This is a genomic window from Kribbella sp. NPDC050241, assembly GCF_044459685.1.
Taxonomy (GTDB): Bacteria; Actinomycetota; Actinomycetes; order Propionibacteriales; family Kribbellaceae; genus Kribbella.
Genome location: NZ_JBITJE010000002.1, coordinates 217,084 through 233,373 on the forward strand (window position 1 = coordinate 217,084; position 16,290 = coordinate 233,373).

Sequence of the window (16,290 nt, forward strand, 5' to 3'; positions counted from 1 at the left end):
AGAGCCGGCCGACCCATTCACCCGAGATGATTGCTATCAGCAACTGATTCACCGGATCGTCAACCCTGTAACGACATTCGCGCCGGCGTGCCGCGGCCGGCGGATTTGATGATGTCGAACATCTGTTCTAATGTAGTCGCATGACAGGGATTGCTCAGGCGGTCGGCAGCGGACAGGTCATCGCCGATGACCTCGACTGGCCGTGCGATGTAGCGGTGCCGGAGGACCTCGACATCCCTGCGGATCCTGACGATCCGAATGGACCGCGGTTCGTCAGTGAACAAGATGAGTGGGATGCCGAACTCGACGTCCTGCTCGGCCGCAACCGGTTCTCCCGCGTCGACACCCTCGAATGGGAGTTGTGGGACGGCCACGACCAAGACCAGGCCGAACGGGAACTGCTGCGCCGCAGTGCCCCGCCCTGGGTGTTGCTGCCGCCCGGCGGTGACCTCGCCAGCGCGCTGGAACAGACCCGTCCGGAAGCCATGTCACCGATGGCCCTGATCGAACTGATGAAGGCCGCCGACCGCCTGACCAGCTGGGCCGAAGCGATCAAGGCCACCGCCATGGCCTCCTTCTACCGCCAACGCCAGGCCGAACACCGCGAATCTCCGCGCCCGACCCAACTCGACACGAACGGCCGCCCGATCGACCCCGAGCGTTCCTGGTACGCCGAGATCGCCCTGGCCCTCGGGCTGTCGCCGAATACCGTCGGTCGGCCGCCGCGTCGACACCGCCCTGCGGCTCACCTCGACCCTGTCGGCCACCCACACCGCACTGCGATGCGGGGCCCTGACCTGGGGCAAGGCCTTGGCGATCTCCGAGGCCACCAGCCAACTGCCCGACCCCGCCGCCCAAGCGGTGCAGGCACACGTCCTGAAACGCGCCCCCGGCCAAACCCACCGGAACCTGCAGCACTCGCTGCGCCGCCAGGTCGCCAAACACACCACCCGTGAAATGGCCGAGGATCACCGCGCCGCCACCACCGACCGCACCTGCAAGATCGTGCCCCTGCCCAACGGCATGGCCGGCCTGTGGATCGTCCACACCAGCGACAAGATCCAGCAAATCTGGATCGCCATCCAAGCCATGGCCACCCTCGCCAAACGCGGCACCCCCACCACCGACCCCACGCCCGGCAACCCGAACACCACTGGTGTCGCCGATCCGGGCCACCTCACGCGGCCGGACGGTCCCGCATGCGCGGGACGTGGTGAGGCGCGGCAAGACGGTGCTGCCGGCCGAGGCAATGCCGAGCCACCCCCTGACGAGGGTGCCGCGGGCCGAGGCGATGGTCAGCTACGCACCAACGAGGGTGTTGCGGGTCGAGGCGATGCTGAGCCACGCTCTGACGAGGGTGCTGCGGGTCGAGGCGATGCTGAGCCACGCTCTGACGAGGGTGCTGCGGGCCGAGGCGATGCTGAGCCACGCTCTGACGAGGGTGCTGCGGGCCGAGGCGATGCTGAGCCACGCTCTGACGAGGGTGCTGCGGGCCGAGGCGATGGTCAGCCACGCCCTGACGAGGGTGGCGTGAACGGTGATGCGGCATCGAAGGACGCCCGGACTGCCGAGCAGCGCCGCGCCGACGTCGCAGCTGACCTGTTCGAACACATCCTCCACAACGGCTTGGACTGGCTCGGCCGCCGCCTACCCGACCAGCACCGCCGCCGACCCCACATCGAAGTCGTCGTCCCGGCGACCACCCTGCTCGGCCTCGACAACGACCCGGCCGAGCTGACCGGCTACGGCCCCATCCCCGCCGAGATGGCTCGCCGCATCGCCGCGGACGGCACCTGGCGACGACTCCTCACTGACCCCACCAACGGCACCGTCCTCGAAGCCTCCACCGCCCGCCACGACCCCGGCACGCTCGTCACCGAAACCCTGCTCGCCCGCCACCCCGTCTGCGCCTGGCCCGGCTGCAACCGCACCTCCCGCGACTGCGACCGCGACCACCTCACGCCTTTCGCGCGATCCGGCATGACCACCCTCAGCGGGCTCGCGCCGTACTGCGAATACCACCACGTCATCAAAGACACCCCCACCTGGGGCTGGACCACCACCAGCCACCCCGACGGGACCATCATCCTCACCACCCCCAGCGGCCACCGCTACACCACCGTCCCACCCGCCCGCGGCCCCATCACCCAACCACCAGCCACCCAACCACCAGCCACCCAACCAACCCGCGCCGCCACACCAACCCGCGCCGCCGAGTTGCCCTGTGCCGCGTCCACGGCGCCGCGTCAGCGGGCAGCCAACGCCGATCCGCCGCCGTTCTGACGATCGGGTGGTGGACGTGCACTGGCGTCACCAACCCGTGTCGTCACCGACCCGTGCCGGCGAACCAACCCGTGCCGGCGAACCAACCCGTGCCGGCGAACCAACCCGCGCCGCCGAACCAACCCGCGCCGCCGAGTTGCCTTGTCCCGCGTCCATGGCGCCGGGTCAGCGGGCAGCCAACGCCGATCCGCCGCCGTTCTGACGATCGGGTGGACGTGCACTGTCGTCACCAATCCGTGCCGGCGAACCGACTCGTGCCGGCGAACCAATCCGTGCTGTCGTCACCAATCCGTTCCGGCGAACCAATCCGTGCCGCCGAGTTGTTTGCCTCTCGTGCACGGGGCTGCGTCGGCCGGGACCTCCTGCGATCCACCGCCGTCCTGCCCAGCCGGTCGAGCACGTACGTTTGCCGCTCGCGCCGCTCACCTGAGGCCGCCCGCGCCGCTCACCTGAGGCCGCCCGCGCCGCTCGCCCCCGTCGCAGCCGGCACGCGGACTGAGAGTCGCAGGTGCTGCCTGGTCGGTCAGTAGTTGCAGTTCCATTTCGTCGACCAGCACGGGCGCAAGCGACTCCATGCCGGCGACTCCCATGCCAGCGACTCCATGTCCTCGACGGCATGCCCCTTCGGCGAGCTTCTCGAGCAGCTCGGCCAGCTCAGGGTTCTCCTTCGTCAGTACGGCGACGAGGCCGCCCCGGCGGAGGAGACTCCGGTCGAGGAGCCCGCGAAGCCGCTCGGGTGCGAGCGTCGTCGGTCAGCGAGGAGTCCGCAGGCCGTGCCCGCGATCTCCAGGCGTCGCTTGCACCGGGATGCGCTTAGGCTGCCGGGCATGACTGCCGTCGTCGCGATCATTCATGCGGGACTCGCGGCGGCTTGGGTCGGGGGGATGGGTTACTCGTTGTTCGTGGTGCAGCCGAAGCTGAAGCGGTACTTCGGGCCCGATCAGGAGGGGCGGGAGACGCTGACCGCGGTGATTGCCTCGGGCAATCGATGGAAGGTGGTCGGGCTGATCGGGGCGATCGCGGTGACCGGCGTCGTACTGCTGCTGCTCGACCACGACCACGACCACGACCACGACCACTGGTGGATCCATGCGATCAAGGCCGTGCTGCTACTCGGTGCCAGTGGCATCTTCTGGTACGTCTCCTGGCGGCACTGGCCCCAGCGGGTTTTCGCGACCGCGGCAGAACTGCCCGCGCTGCAACGACGGCTCGTCGTCCTCGCGACCACGATGCTCGGGCTCACCGGACTCGCGTTCGCGCTCGGAGTACTCGCCGCGAACGTGTGAGAGATCAGTCACGGATCCGCCCGTTGTGATCACACATCGTCAGAAATACATTGGAATTGAATGTATCTCCTGGAGAGGAGCGCGACGACGATGTGTGGCATCACCGGATGGGTGGCCTACCGGCACGATCTGGGCATTGAGCACGACGTGATCGACGCGATGACGGAGACGATGTCGTGTCGCGGACCGGACGCACGAGGCACCTGGTACGCCGCGCACGTCGCCCTCGGGCACCGAAGACTGGCCGTCATCGACCTCCCGGGCGGTGAGCAGCCGATGACCACGCACCTCACCGCGGAAGGCCGCCAGGTCACCCTCGGCATGGTCTACAGCGGTGAGGTCTACAACTACACAGAACTGCGCGACGAGCTCCGCCGCCGCGGGCACCCGTTCAGCACCGACTCCGACACCGAGGTCGTCCTGCGTGCCTATGCCGAGTGGGGTACGGCGTTCGCCGAGCGGCTGAACGGGATGTACGCGCTGGCCATCTGGGACCCGCGGATCGAGACCCTGGTGATGGTCCGCGACCGGATGGGCATCAAGCCGTTCTTCTACTACCCGACCGCCGACGGCGTGCTGTTCGGCTCGGAGCCGAAGGCGATCCTGGCGAACCCCAACGTGACCCCCGCGGTCGAGATCGACGGGCTGCGCGAACTGCTCACGGTGTCGAAGACCCCTGGCGCCTCGCTGTGGGCCGGCATGTCCGAGGTCGAGCCGGGCACTGTCGTCACTGTCGACCGGGCCGGGATCCACGCCAACCACTACTGGCGGCTGCAGACCAAGGCACACACCGACGACCAGGACACGTCCGTCGCGCAGGTGCGTGAACTGCTCGACGACATCACCCGCCGCCAGTTGGTCGCCGACGTACCGCGCTGTGTACTGCTGTCCGGCGGACTCGACTCCAGCGCGATCACCGGGCTCGCGGCCGGTCAGCTGGCCGAGGACGGCCGCAAGGTCCGCAGTTTCGCGGTCGACTTCGCGGGCCACGCGGACAACTTCCGGCCGGACGATCTCCGGAGTACTCCGGACACGCCGTACGTGCATGACGTCGCGGACCTGGTCAAGTCGCAGCACTCCGACATCGTGCTGGACAACTCTGTGCTGACCGATCCGGAGATCCGGCGGAAGGTGATCCGGGCCAACGACGCGCCGTTCGGCGGGGACATCTTCAACTCGCTGTACCTGCTGTTCAAGGCGATCCGCGAGCAGTCCACGGTCGCACTGTCCGGCGAGTCGGCCGACGAAGTGTTCGGCGGCTACCTGTGGTTCCACGACCCGGCAGTGCGAGAGATACCGATCTTCCCGTGGATCGCGTACATGATGACGCGGCGCGGCGACGGGCCGGTGAGCGTACTGCGGCCCGAGCTGCGGAAGGCACTCAACCTCGGAGGGCACCTACGCGATCGGTACGCCGAGGCCGTCGCCGAGGTGGAACGGCTCGACGGGGAGTCCGACGACGAGTGGACGATGCGGAAGATCTGCTACCTGCACCTGACCCGGATGGTGCGGATCCTGCTCGATCGCAAGGACCGGATGAGTATGGCGGTCGGACTGGAGGTGCGGGTGCCGTTCTGCGACCACCGGCTGGTGGAGTACGTGTACAACACCCCGTGGTCGCTGAAGACTTTCGACGGCAAGGAGAAGAGCCTGCTCCGCGCCGCCACCCGGGACGTCCTGCCCGAGTCGGTCGCCGAACGCAAGAAGTCGCCGTACCCGCAGACCCAGGACCCGGCGTACGCCGACGCGCTGGCGGGTCAGGTGCGCGGTCTGCTGGCGGACAAACACGCTGTGTTCGATCTGGTCGACCGGAACGCTCTCGAGCCGTTCACGACGGCCGAGGCGGCAGCCCGGGGACGCCGGCATCTCGAGCAAACGTTGTCACTCGCGACCTGGCTGGACCTCTATCAACCTGACCTCCGTCTGACCTGACCGGACCGATCCTTAGGAGATCCTTATCTAGCTGTGCCACGATTGGCGCCTCTCGTCGGAGGTGATCGCAATGGCACAGGAGACCCTGCAGCTGCTGGTGAGCATGCACCGGATCGTGCGGCACCTGCGCCGGAGCAGGACGACGGCAGTCCTGCATCCGACGCAGTTCCTCGCGCTGATGCTGGTCGCCGATGAGCAACCCATCCGGATCGGTGAGATCGCGACCCGGGTGCCGTGCTCGCAGCCGACCGCGACCACCACGGTCGCCTCCCTCGAGGAGGCCGGGCTCGTCCGTCGCGAGCCCGACCCCGTCGACGGCCGCGCCACCGCCGTCGTCCTGACCGAAGCCGGCGCTGCCACCGTCGAGGCCTCCGGCCAGCAGGCGGCTGCCGAACTCGGCAACCTGCTTCACCGGCTGAACGAAGAAGACCAGGCGCTGGTCCTCAAAGCCGGCGAAGCCCTCGCTCGAATAGCCGACGACCTCTGACCCAACTCTTCGGGTCAGTTGCGGGTGAGGGTGAAGGTTGACGTGGTGTTGCGGATGTCCACTGCGTTGTCGGTGAGGGTCAGATTGGTGAAGGTCGCGGCGCCTCGGGCCGGGCCCTCGCCGGGTTCGGGGAGTTCGTTGGCCCAGATGCCGAAGCCGGATTTGGCGTCAAAGGCGTCGCCGGACTTGTGCGCGCCGGACACCGTGGTGTTGGTGAAGACCGTGTCCGCGACCGGGAACAACGGCGACCCGCCGACGTAGTCGGTCTGGAACATGATCCCGGAGTACGTCGGATCGACCACGTCCAGATCACTGACCCGGATTCCCTGGAAGATCTTCGTCGCCGAGTAGATCCACACCGCCGGGAACGTCTGGTTGCCCCAGAAATGCCCGCCGGACCGTACGACGCTGGCGTTCTCGAACCGCGTCGGCGGCGTCGCACCGAACCCGTTCATCGGGATGCCGAAGTCGAGCGAGCTGATCGTGATCCCCGGGTAGGTGAGCATGTCCGCCGCGTACAGGTTGCGGAAGACGTTGTTCGTCCCGCCGTACACCGCGAACCCGGCGGCCCGCCAGGTCAGCGACGCGGACAGGTTCTCGAAGACATTGTCCCGGACCTCACCACCACCGCTGTCGGTGGCGTTGAAGAGCGCGAAACTGTCGTCCCCGGTGGACCGGGCGTCGTTGTTGCTGACGGTGTTGCCCGCCGACCCGTTGGTCATGTTGATGCCGTCGGCAAAGGAATCCCGGATGCGCGAGTTCTTGATCACCGAGTTGTCGGTGTTCGCGCCTCAGTACAGGCACATCTGGTGTTCCGCCCAGATGTTGTCGATGGTCATGTCCGACGTACCGGCGAAGTTGAACACCTTGCCTGGTCCGTCGTTGCGGCTGTCGTAGTTCCCGAAGTACGAGAATCCGCTGAACGTCGACCCGTTCGCCGACGACTGCGCGTCGAAGCCGACGTCGGTGTTCGCCTGGCTCTGCGGCGCAACGAAGCGGGTGTACCAGGGACCGGCGCCGGAAACGCGAACAGCCTTGCCGTACACGGTGAATTTCGACGATGTCTGGTACTCACCCGGCGGCAGATAGACACCCTGCAGCGCGCTGTCCTGCCGCACCCGGTCGAGCGCGTTCTGCACGTCCTGCTGGGTGAACCCGTTTGGCGTCACGAACCCGGCGCCCGGGTTCGCCAGCGGTGCCACGGCCTCGGTGTCGACGAAGTCGATCGAGTACGTCGTACTGTTCGCCGGATCCTTCTGCAACCGGATCTTCGTCCCGGCCGGGAACGTCGAGTCCAGCATGACGTTCGCCTCGTCGTAGATGTGCCGCGCGGGACCCGAGCCTGGTGAGTTGTTCGGCGAGGCCTCGGCGCCGTACAGCCAGGAGTACTTCGAGGTCAGCGGCAACGTCTTGTGGAAGCTGCCGTTCACGTACACGTTGATCGACGAGGTGATGCCGCCACCACCGGCCGAGTCCGGGATGGAGAACCGGGTGACGAGCGTGTTCGTGCTGGCCCGGGTGGTGAACTCGACGTACGAACCGTTCGAGTTCAGCGTCACCGCGCGTCGCCCGGACGCCTCGCCGGCCAGGTCGCCGATGGTGCGGTTCGGCCCGATCACGGTGGCGCCGCCGCCGACCGAGGCATCCTCGGCCTCGAGGTGGTCGTACGGCATGTTCGCGCCGCGACCGACGAAGAACGGACGCTCGCTGGTGTTGTTGGTCCGCTTCACCGGCAGTTCGTTGGCGTCGTCGGCGAGTATGACGCGCACGGTGTATCGCCCGTTCGCGGCCGTCCAATTGCCTAGAGCAACAGCGGCGGTGGTCGCACCGGGAGCGATCGAGCCGTTGTAGCTGCCCGTCAGGGTGGCGACTACTGTGCTTCCGTTGCGCACGGTCAGCGTGATCCCGTGAGCGCCGGACGCGGAGGCGACGCTGCCCTGGTTCTTCAGCGCGACCGAGAAGGCGACGCTGTTACCCGCCGAGGGGTTACTTGGCGTCCAGTTCACCGCGGACGCGATCAGGTCCGAGCTGGCGACCGGAGTCACCACCAGCGGGCCGGAGGCGTTCGCGGTGTTGTTTCCGTCGTTCTGCTCGATGATCGCGTTCGACTCGTCGACCTTGGCGCTCAGTGCGTAGCTGCCGGCGTCGCGCGCCCCGATCGATGCGCTGACCGTTGTCGATGCTCCTGCTGCGAGTGCTCCTACAGCCGCCGTTCCCACCTTGCCGGAGCCGAGGTAGAAGTTCACGTCAGTCGCAGTGGAGCCCGCCGTACCAGTGTTGTTGACCGTCGCGCGGACAGCGACCTCATCGGTCTCGACCGGTGAGGTCGGCGTCCACGACACGTTCGACAGGGTGAGATCCGGATTCGGAGCAGGTACGCCCATCACCTGCAGTTCGGCGACCTGGCCGGCCGGGGCGCCGGTGTTCGCGGTGAAGTTCAGCTGTACGTCGGCCACTCGTGCGCTGACCGGGATCGTCACGCTGTTCCCGCTCGCCGGACTGAAGTTGTACGACGCGCTCGGCACGATCGTGGTGAACCCGGACGCGCTCTGCTCCCGCCCGAGGATCGAGAACGTCTGCGTCCGCGGTCCCCACGCCGAGTCCGGGTTGAGCCGGATCACGATCGAGCTGAGGTCGGCGTTCGACCCGAGTTCCGTGGTCAGCGTGGCCGGGTTGGCGTTGCCCTCCCAGTACGTCGTCACGTCGTCGTCGTTGGCGTTGGCCGGGACAAAGATGTGCACGTACCCGGAGGCGGTGATCGGCTTGCCGGCCGCAAGGTTGCTGCCCGGGCCCGAGCTGCCGTTCCGGGTCACGGTGTTGCTGTCCGGCGATTGGTTGCCCGCAGCATCCTTCGCGCGGACGAAGTAGGAGATCGTCGTACTGGCGGGCTGGTTGTCGGTGTACGTGAGCACAGTGCCGGCCACGCTGGTGCGCAGTTGGCCGTTGGCGTAGACGTCGTACCCGGTGACTCCGACGTTGTCGCTGGAGGCGTTCCAGCTGAGCCGGATCTGGCCGGCGCCGGGTTCGGTGAGGGCCAGGTTGCCCGGGGCGGTGGGAGCCTGGGTGTCACCGGTCGCCGGGCCGTAGACCTCGAGCTCGGACAGTTGCCCGGCCGGCCAACCGGTGTTCGCGGTGATCCGGATGCGGACGAAGCGGGTGGTCGCGGTGCCGTAGTCGATGGTCACCGTGTTGCTGGGCGGATTGAACGCGCGGACGGCCGACGCCGACAGGTCGCTGAAGTTCTGCCCGTCGGTGCTGCCTTGGACCGCGAGGGTTTGGTTGCGGGCGTCCCAGCCCGACGTCGGCAGCTTGAGCATGACCTGGTTGGTGGCGACGGACGAGCCGAGGTCGACCTGGACCCACTGCGGGAACGCGTTGTTCGCGCTCTCCCAGTAGGTGCCCTGGTTGCCGTCGGTCACGTTCGGCGCGACGTACGTCTGGGTGCTGCTGCTGGCCGACGCGGCCTTGCCGGCGGCGAGGTTGGGTCCGGCGAGTACGGCGGCAGCCGCGGTGCCGGCCGGGGTCGGGTGGACAAGTGGGGCGGCCGCGAGCGCGAGACTCGCGGCGAGCAAGGCGGTTGGCAGCCGCCACTTCGGGATTCGCATGGCCTCTCCTGGTGGGCGGGTGGTGAGGACGCAGGGGAGTAGCCGCGGCGCGAAGTCGGAAACTTGCTCTGGTTTTGCTCGTTTCTTGCGCAGCGCTGGCCCATTGTTACGGCATGGCTAGCCGAGCGTCAACGGTTCGTGACGCTTGGTGGATCGCCGTGCCCAGGAACCGCCGCCGCGTCTGCATGGCGGAGCGCTGTCCCGGCGCGGGTCAGGCCGAGTTGTCGGCGGAGAACCAGCGGGACGGGGTGAAGGTGAAGAGGGTGATCGTGCTGTCTGGGTTGTCGACCTCGCTGTGGGCGAACTGCTGCGCGGCCTCCTCCGGCATGTAGCGGCGGAGGATGGTCAGCATCTGCTCCACGGTCGGCCGGGTGACGGAGTCCAGCGTCGCCTCGACCGTGACGTACTTTGTCGGCCAGGTCTCCTCCTGCACCAGAAACGTGATCACGCCGGCGGCTTTGATCGCGTCGATCCGGGCAGGGGTCCGGCCCTGGGTCGCGGTGAACATGGTGAGTGCGCCGTCTGGTTCGTAGGCATAGAAGGTCGGCACCGTGGTCGGCGGCAGACCGTCGGTGCGGCCGACGCTCACCACCCCGATGTGCTGCCCGGCCAAGAACTCCTCGCGCTGCTGCCTGTTCATGATCGCCATGCAGCAAGCTTGCAAAAAGCAAGTAGACTCTGTCAAGTAGACTGAAGTCATGACGACGAAAACCTACGGGCAGTACTGCGGGGTGGCCCGGGCGCTCGAGCTCGTCGGGGAGCGCTGGGCGCTGCTGATCGTCCGGGACCTGCTGGTCGGCCCGAAGCGGTACACGGACCTGCGGGCGGGGCTGCCGAAGATCCCGACGAACGTGCTCGCCACCCGGCTGAAGGAGCTGGAGAGCGCGGGCCTGGTGGAGCGCCGGGTGCAGCCGCGGCCGTCGGGCGCGATCGTCTACGAGTTGACGCCGTACGGGCTGGAGCTGGACACGGTCGTACTGGCGCTCGGCCGGTGGGGAGCGCGATCGCTCGGCGAGTTGCGGCCGGGTGAGATCGCCACCGCGGACTCGCTGGTGATGGCGCTGCGATCGACGTACCACCCGTTGAAGCGGGGGATGGGCAAGCTCGCCTATGAACTGCGCTTCGGCGAGATCGTCATCCATGCGACGTGTTCGGGCTCGACGCTGACAGCGGAGCCTGGGTCTTTCTCCGAGCCGGTGCCGTCCAACCTGGTCGTGGTCGAGGCCCTCGCGCCGCTCACCCCGCTGCTGACCGGAGCGATCGACGGCGCGAAGGCCCTCGCTGAGGGGATCGTCGGCAAGCAGGCAACCGCCGCGGAGCTGGACGTCTTCGCGGCGACATTCAGGATCGAATGACAGCGCCGGCTCCTGGGGAGCCGGCCCTCTATTCGGCCCACGGTCGGCTCGGCGCAGTCATCCTCATCATCCAGTAGCTCGCTGGAACATGGGTGGCATCATCGATCACTTTGCCCTCGACCTGGCCGAAGGACTGCAGGGCGAGCTTCTCGAACGCCGGCGGCTCCCGGACGTATTCGCCGCGGTCGTTCGCCGACATCCACCGCGAGATCCGGCCCTGGTTCGGCTCGAAGCAGGTGTCGAGGCTGATCACCCGGCCGCCGGGGCCCAGCACGCTCGCGGCCAGGTTGAGCAGATGTGTGCACTGCTCGTCCGACAGGTGGTGCAGCAGCCCGAGCAGCAGCACCACATCGATCGGCGGCAGCGATCGGGCAGCGGTTTCGTCGAAGTTGCCGCAATGGAAACTGGCGTTCTCACCGCCGAAGTGCTCCTTGGCCCAGTCGATGTACGGCGCATCTGTGTCGAACCCGTGGTAGTTCAGCGGCTGGGGCAGACGCGGGAAGTAGTACGCGGGACCGCAGCCGATGTCCAGGACGGTTTCACCCGGCTGGATCTCCTCGATGCAGCGATATCGCAAGCGGTCGGCGCCGACGATGCGCTGCAGCAGGACGTAGGCGCGCACATGCTTGAGAAGGCCTTTCAGACCGTCCATGGGTATCTCCTCCTGAGGATTGATCATGCTTCAGCATCTCGACGCGTAAATCAACGAACTTGTTCAGTCCCTCAGTTCGTAGACGATGACTTGCCCTTGGGTAAACCTCCGGTCGGCGAGCTCGTCGAGAGTCCGCTCGGCGACCCTGCCCTTTCGCATGTCCGCGAAGATCCAGCGGACGCCGTAATCGCGGCGCAGGGTCTCCAGCACCTCAGGCGTTGGCGCCGTGAGTGCCTTCGTCGTCAGCTCCACCCGGTCGGGCCAGGGCGATGGCTGCAGGCTGTAGCCGACGTTCCGTTCGCCTTGGTTGGCCAGCGACTGCTGGGTGTAGGCCCAGCCCTCCATCAGCGTTCGGTGACCGCCGACACCGCTGACCAGGTAGCCACGCGCGTCGCAGACCGGACCTGGTCGTTGTCGCGACAGGCAGGCGGTGTTCGTCACGACCACGTCGTACCGTCCAGCGTTGCGATCCAGCCAGAGCGCGGCTTGGATCTCGTCCGTGGTGTACAACGGAACCGCCGGGACCGGGATCTGCCCGCCCTCCCCGGTGACCCCGTCCGCCGCGTTGCGCCAGTCCGACCAGGGCCGGCTGGGCAGGGCGAGGCCGACCGCGACGCACATCAGCAGGGCCAGGCCGAGGCCACGGACCTGGGGACGGACGGCGCGGAGGACAAGCCAGCCGAGCAGCCCGGCCACGAGTACCGCCGCAAGCCACAGCATCGGCTCGGTCACCGCCCGCGTGATCTCCGCCGGGGAGACAGGCCGGGAGTCGATGTTGCCGAACACCCGGATCGCCAGGGCGAGCGCCGCACCGGCCAGCAGGCCACCGGCGATGATCACCCGGCGGGCCACGCGGCGGTGTCCGGTGACCGCGCCGTGGACCACATATCCCGCGGCGACGCCGGCGAAGGGCAGCGCGCCGCCGAGGAAGTAGAACTCACCAAAACTCGGATGGTCGACGACCAGGAATCCGAGCAGCGAGGCGACGAGCGTGCCGACCAGCCACCACTGCACCGGATCGGTACGGGTCCGGCGCTGTACGAGACCAAGGAATGCCACGGCCACCACCGCCCGGCTCACCACCACGGCCACAAGGATCGCGATCGCCCAGGTCATCGTCTGCTGGTCGGCGTCACGAAGCCCTTCGATGATCCATCCACCCGGCGCCGGAGGGCCGGTGAGACCGGTCAGAGCGGTGTATCCCGGGAAAGCCCGCAAGGCCCCGAACAAGCGCAGCGGCGTACCTGCGGTGCTACCCGCGACAGTCAGCATCGACGCCACCAAAACACCCACCAGTGCGACGCCGAAGCCGACGGTCGGCCAGGGGATGCGTCTGTTCCGCACCAGCAGGAACAACGCCGCCAGGCCGGTCCCGCCGAGCAGTAGCGGCACAGCGGTGGGCTTGGAGCCGGCGGATACGCAGACGACCAGCATCACGATCACCCAGGACCGTCTCGGGGCACCGCGGTACAAGGCGCCGAGCACCAGCGCCGCAGCTCCGACGCTGACCGCCGTCCCGAAGGACTGCGACGGACTCAGGAAAACGAGTGGTGCGGACCCGACGCCGCCGACGTACTTCCAGACTGCGACCCGCTGGACGACCGTCGTCACCGCGACCGCGAACGGGGCGGTCCACCAGACACCGCTGACCTGGCGCGCGAGTGCGGCCACCGCGAGGACGAGCCCGATGATGATCGGGGCGAACCATAGCCTGAACAGCACGATCCGGGGGTCGATTCCGGTGATCTGTGCTGCCGACGCCAGGTGTGCGTCGGCGAACCAGTGGTACTGCATCGTCTCGCCCGCCACCTGCGGGATCTGCGGCGGGACGGAGCGGCCCAGCTCGTGCACGATCCCTAGGTGCCAGAGCATGTCCTGGTAGTAGTCGCCGCCGTTCTCGGGGACCGACGTGGCGCTGACCGTGGTGCCGTAGTACACCAGCAACGTCGCCGAGAGGAGCAGCGCCAGCGTGGCGCCCCAGGCGAGCGGCAGCCGCGGCGTGTCCTGCGCCCGCCAGCAGCGCCGCAACCGCGGTACCGCGGCGAAGACCACCAGCACCGCCGCGGGCCACACCACCAACCACTGCTGCATCCCAGCAGCCGTGAACAACGCCCACCCCGGCAACTCGTAGGAGAGCCCCACGACGATGCCGAGGCCCACGTCCTCCGGCCAGGTCCGCCGACCCGGCGCGAAAGCTCGCAGCAGCAACACTCCCGGAAGCACCACACAGCCCGAGAAGTAGGCCGAGTAGCGGAGGATGTCGCCGTCGGTCACCCCTGTGCCTGCAAGTACCCAGTACGCGGTCACCGCGGGGAGTAGCCAGACGAGTGCACTCAGAAACGGTGGCCGGGCAGACCTGCCAGACCGGACCGTCATCAAGACGGTCCCTTGGTGACAGGAATCAGGTCGGACATAGTAGTGGAGCCTAACCGTTGCTGAAAACCTTCGTCGCGGAATAGATCACAGGGCGGGGAACGTCTGGTTGCCAGCGGCATCCTTCGCGCGGACGAAGGACGGGACCGGTGCGCTGGCCGGCTGTCGTACCCGGTGACGCCGGCGTTGTCTCCACAGCCGGACAGCAGAACGGCGGCAGCCGCGGGCATCAGCCCGAGGAACCGCCGCCGGATCCGCATGCACGAACGCTGGACCCACCAGCGGGCGACTAGTGCTTGGACGGACCCTCCGCGCCGGCGCCGGTGAGGGAGCGGACGGAGAGCTCGTTGTAGCGGGCTTCGCTGGACCTGTCCTTGCCGAGGTAGGTGCCGAGTACGCCGAACAGGAAGCCCAGCGGGATCGACACGATGCCCGGGTTCGACAGCGGGAACCAGGAGAAGTCGGAGCCGGTGATCATCGAGGTCGGTGTACCGGACACGACCGGCGAGAAGATCACCAGGACGACCGCGGAGATCAGGCCGCCGTAGATGCTCCAGGCGGCGCCGGAGGTGTTGAACCGCCTCCAGAACAGGTTGAACAGCAGTGCCGGCAGGTTCGCGGACGCGGCGACGGCGAACGCGAGCGCGACCAGGAACGCGATGTTCAGCTTCTGCGCCGGGATAGCGAGCGCGATCGAGACCGCGCCGATCCCGACCGCCGCGAACCGGGCGACCCGCAGCTCGTCCTTCTCGCTGGGCTTGGTCTTGGCGATCACGTTCGCGTACAGGTCATGCGCGAACGACGACGCCGAGGTCAGGGTCAGGCCCGCGACCACCGCCAGGATGGTGGCGAACGCGACCGCCGCGATCAGCGCCAGCAGGATCGAGCCGCCGATCGAGCCGGCGCCACCTCCGACGGACTCGGCCAGCAGCGGCGAGGCCACGTTGCCCTTCGACTCCGCGACTGCCGAACCCTTGCCGGTGTCGAGCAGCGCGGCTGCACCGAAACCGAGCGCCAGCGTCATCAGGTAGAACGCACCGATCAGGCCGATCGCCCACTGCACCGACCGGCGTGCGGTCTGCGAGTCGGGCACGGTGTAGAAGCGGATCAGGATGTGCGGCAGACCGGCCGTACCGAGGACCAGCGCCAGGCCGAGGGACAGGAAGTCGATCTGCCCGACCAGGTCCTTGCCGTAGAGCAGCCCGGGCTGCAGGAACGCCTCGCCCTTGCCGGAATTGTCCGCGGCCGCGCCGAGCAGGTCGGACAGGTTGAAGTGGAACTTCACCAGCACCAGGAAGGTGATGAGCACCGTGCCGGCCATCAGCAGCACGGCCTTGACGATCTGCACCCAGGTGGTGCCCCGCATGCCGCCGATGGTCACGTAGATGATCATCAGCGCGCCGACCAGGATGATCACGGCCGCCTTCACGCCATCACCCTTCACGCCGAGCAGCAGTCCGACGAGCGAACCGGCGCCGACCATCTGGGCCAGCAGGTAGAAGATCGACACCACGATCGTCGAGGTCGCGGCTGCGGTCCGGACCGGCTTCTGCTTCATCCGGAACGCGAGCTGATCGGCCATCGTGAACCGCCCCGAGTTCCGCAGCAGTTCGGCGATGAGCAACAGCGCGACAAGCCACGCGACGAGGAACCCGATCGAGTAGAGGAAGCCGTCGTACCCGAACAGGGCGATCTGGCCGGAGATGCCGAGGAATGACGCCGCGGACATATAGTCGCCCGAGACGGCCAGTCCGTTCTGCGCGCCGCTGAACGATCGGCCGCCGGCGTAGTAGTCGGCCGCGGTCTTGTTCTGCCGGGACGCCCACCAGGTGATGTACAGCGTCACGGCGACGACCGCGGAGAACAGCGAGATGGTCAGGGCCCGGTTGCCCGGCTCGGCGTCGGCCAGCGGGATCAGGGCCGGGATGGTGAGGACGTTCACCGGCGGCGCTCCCTCTTGTACTTGGCGTTCAGCCCATGGGCCAGCGGGTCGAGCTTGCGGTTCGCGAACCGGCCGTACAGCGCGGCGATCACGAAGGTGGACACGAACTGCAGCAGGCCGAAGATCAAGGCCACATTGATGTGCCCCACCACCTGGTGGTCCATGAAGCCGCGGGCCCAGTTGCAGCAGGCGACGTACGCCAGGTACCAGGCCATGAACGCGATGGTCCACGGCACCACGAAATTCTTGTAGCGCGTTTTCAGCTTGGTGAAGTCGGCCGCCTCGTGCACCGCCTCATAGGCGCGGGCATCCCGCTCGCGCACCATTTCGTTGTCCATGAGTTTCCCTGTTCTCCAATGGCACAGCGCTGAACCC

Annotated in this window: 12 protein-coding genes and 1 pseudogene; 7 read left to right on the forward strand and 6 right to left on the reverse strand. The window is 67.7% G+C overall.

What is annotated here, in order from left to right:
* The first annotated feature begins 215 nt into the window (after positions 1 to 215).
* The 6 genes from ACIBG5_RS09025 to ACIBG5_RS09050 all read left to right on the forward strand — a co-directional run bounded on the left by ACIBG5_RS09025 (position 216) and on the right by ACIBG5_RS09050 (position 5,988).
* Entirely contained in the window at positions 216 to 956 is a 741-nt protein-coding gene (locus ACIBG5_RS09025; protein ID WP_396390988.1) for a hypothetical protein, read from the forward strand.
* 200 nt (positions 957 to 1,156) lie between these two features.
* Positions 1,157 to 1,534, forward strand: coding sequence for a hypothetical protein (locus ACIBG5_RS09030; RefSeq protein ID WP_396390989.1), 378 nt, complete (start codon positions 1,157 to 1,159; stop codon positions 1,532 to 1,534).
* Positions 1,531 to 2,283 (forward strand): DUF222 domain-containing protein, encoded by a 753-nt coding sequence (locus ACIBG5_RS09035; protein WP_396390990.1) that lies wholly within the window; start codon positions 1,531 to 1,533, stop codon positions 2,281 to 2,283. The genes ACIBG5_RS09030 and ACIBG5_RS09035 overlap by 4 nt, the downstream gene beginning before the upstream one ends.
* An 827-nt stretch (positions 2,284 to 3,110) precedes the next feature.
* Positions 3,111 to 3,569: a hypothetical protein gene (locus ACIBG5_RS09040; RefSeq protein WP_396390991.1), complete on the forward strand. Its 459-nt coding sequence runs from the start codon at positions 3,111 to 3,113 to the stop codon at positions 3,567 to 3,569.
* A 60-nt stretch (positions 3,570 to 3,629) separates the two neighbouring features.
* A complete protein-coding gene (asnB, locus tag ACIBG5_RS09045; RefSeq protein WP_396390992.1) occupies positions 3,630 to 5,501 on the forward strand; it encodes an asparagine synthase (glutamine-hydrolyzing) in 1,872 nt (623 codons plus the stop codon).
* 70 nt (positions 5,502 to 5,571) lie between these two features.
* Positions 5,572 to 5,988: a MarR family winged helix-turn-helix transcriptional regulator gene (locus ACIBG5_RS09050; protein WP_396390993.1), complete on the forward strand. Its 417-nt coding sequence runs from the start codon at positions 5,572 to 5,574 to the stop codon at positions 5,986 to 5,988.
* Between the two features lie 14 nt (positions 5,989 to 6,002).
* Here the strand turns inward: ACIBG5_RS09050 and ACIBG5_RS09055 are convergent.
* Both ACIBG5_RS09055 and ACIBG5_RS09060 read right to left on the reverse strand, forming a co-directional pair.
* A pseudogene (locus tag ACIBG5_RS09055) lies at positions 6,003 to 9,593 on the reverse strand (discoidin domain-containing protein).
* Positions 9,594 to 9,804: 211 nt separating this feature from the next.
* Positions 9,805 to 10,242 (reverse strand): pyridoxamine 5'-phosphate oxidase, encoded by a 438-nt coding sequence (locus ACIBG5_RS09060; protein ID WP_396390994.1) that lies wholly within the window; start codon positions 10,240 to 10,242, stop codon positions 9,805 to 9,807.
* 49 nt (positions 10,243 to 10,291) lie between these two features.
* Between ACIBG5_RS09060 and ACIBG5_RS09065 the strand changes: the two genes are divergently transcribed.
* The gene (locus ACIBG5_RS09065) at positions 10,292 to 10,948 is read left to right on the forward strand and encodes a winged helix-turn-helix transcriptional regulator (RefSeq protein WP_396390995.1); all 657 of its coding nucleotides are present in this window, start codon (positions 10,292 to 10,294) and stop codon (positions 10,946 to 10,948) included.
* A gap of 28 nt (positions 10,949 to 10,976) precedes the next feature.
* On the opposite strand, the gene ACIBG5_RS09070 is transcribed toward ACIBG5_RS09065, so the two are convergent.
* The 4 genes from ACIBG5_RS09070 to ACIBG5_RS09085 form a co-directional block, all read right to left on the reverse strand.
* Positions 10,977 to 11,600 carry a class I SAM-dependent methyltransferase gene (locus ACIBG5_RS09070; RefSeq protein ID WP_396390996.1) on the reverse strand — a complete coding sequence of 208 codons (624 nt, stop codon included), beginning with the start codon at positions 11,598 to 11,600 and terminating at the stop codon, positions 10,977 to 10,979.
* Positions 11,601 to 11,663: 63 nt separating this feature from the next.
* Positions 11,664 to 13,907 carry a hypothetical protein gene (locus tag ACIBG5_RS09075; RefSeq protein WP_396390997.1) on the reverse strand — a complete coding sequence of 748 codons (2,244 nt, stop codon included), beginning with the start codon at positions 13,905 to 13,907 and terminating at the stop codon, positions 11,664 to 11,666.
* 355 nt (positions 13,908 to 14,262) lie between these two features.
* The gene (locus ACIBG5_RS09080; RefSeq protein ID WP_396390998.1) at positions 14,263 to 15,915 is read right to left on the reverse strand and encodes a cation acetate symporter; all 1,653 of its coding nucleotides are present in this window, start codon (positions 15,913 to 15,915) and stop codon (positions 14,263 to 14,265) included.
* On the reverse strand, positions 15,912 to 16,253 hold the full coding sequence (locus ACIBG5_RS09085) for a DUF485 domain-containing protein (protein WP_360442670.1): 342 nt from the start codon (positions 16,251 to 16,253) through the stop codon (positions 15,912 to 15,914). The genes ACIBG5_RS09080 and ACIBG5_RS09085 overlap by 4 nt, the downstream gene beginning before the upstream one ends.
* Positions 16,254 to 16,290 lie beyond the last annotated feature (37 nt).

Bases quoted from the DNA above. Each gene is read 5' to 3' on its own strand.
- ACIBG5_RS09060 (WP_396390994.1), bottom strand. From the start codon at position 10,242: ATGGCGATCATGAACAGGCAGCAGCGCGAGGAGTTCTTGGCCGGGCAG.
- ACIBG5_RS09085 (WP_360442670.1), bottom strand. From the start codon at position 16,253: ATGGACAACGAAATGGTGCGCGAGCGGGATGCCCGCGCCTATGAGGCG.
- ACIBG5_RS09040 (WP_396390991.1), top strand. From the start codon at position 3,111: ATGACTGCCGTCGTCGCGATCATTCATGCGGGACTCGCGGCGGCTTGG.
- ACIBG5_RS09070 (WP_396390996.1), bottom strand. From the start codon at position 11,600: ATGGACGGTCTGAAAGGCCTTCTCAAGCATGTGCGCGCCTACGTCCTG.
- ACIBG5_RS09065 (WP_396390995.1), top strand. From the start codon at position 10,292: ATGACGACGAAAACCTACGGGCAGTACTGCGGGGTGGCCCGGGCGCTC.
- asnB (WP_396390992.1), top strand. From the start codon at position 3,630: ATGTATCTCCTGGAGAGGAGCGCGACGACGATGTGTGGCATCACCGGA.
- ACIBG5_RS09050 (WP_396390993.1), top strand. From the start codon at position 5,572: ATGGCACAGGAGACCCTGCAGCTGCTGGTGAGCATGCACCGGATCGTG.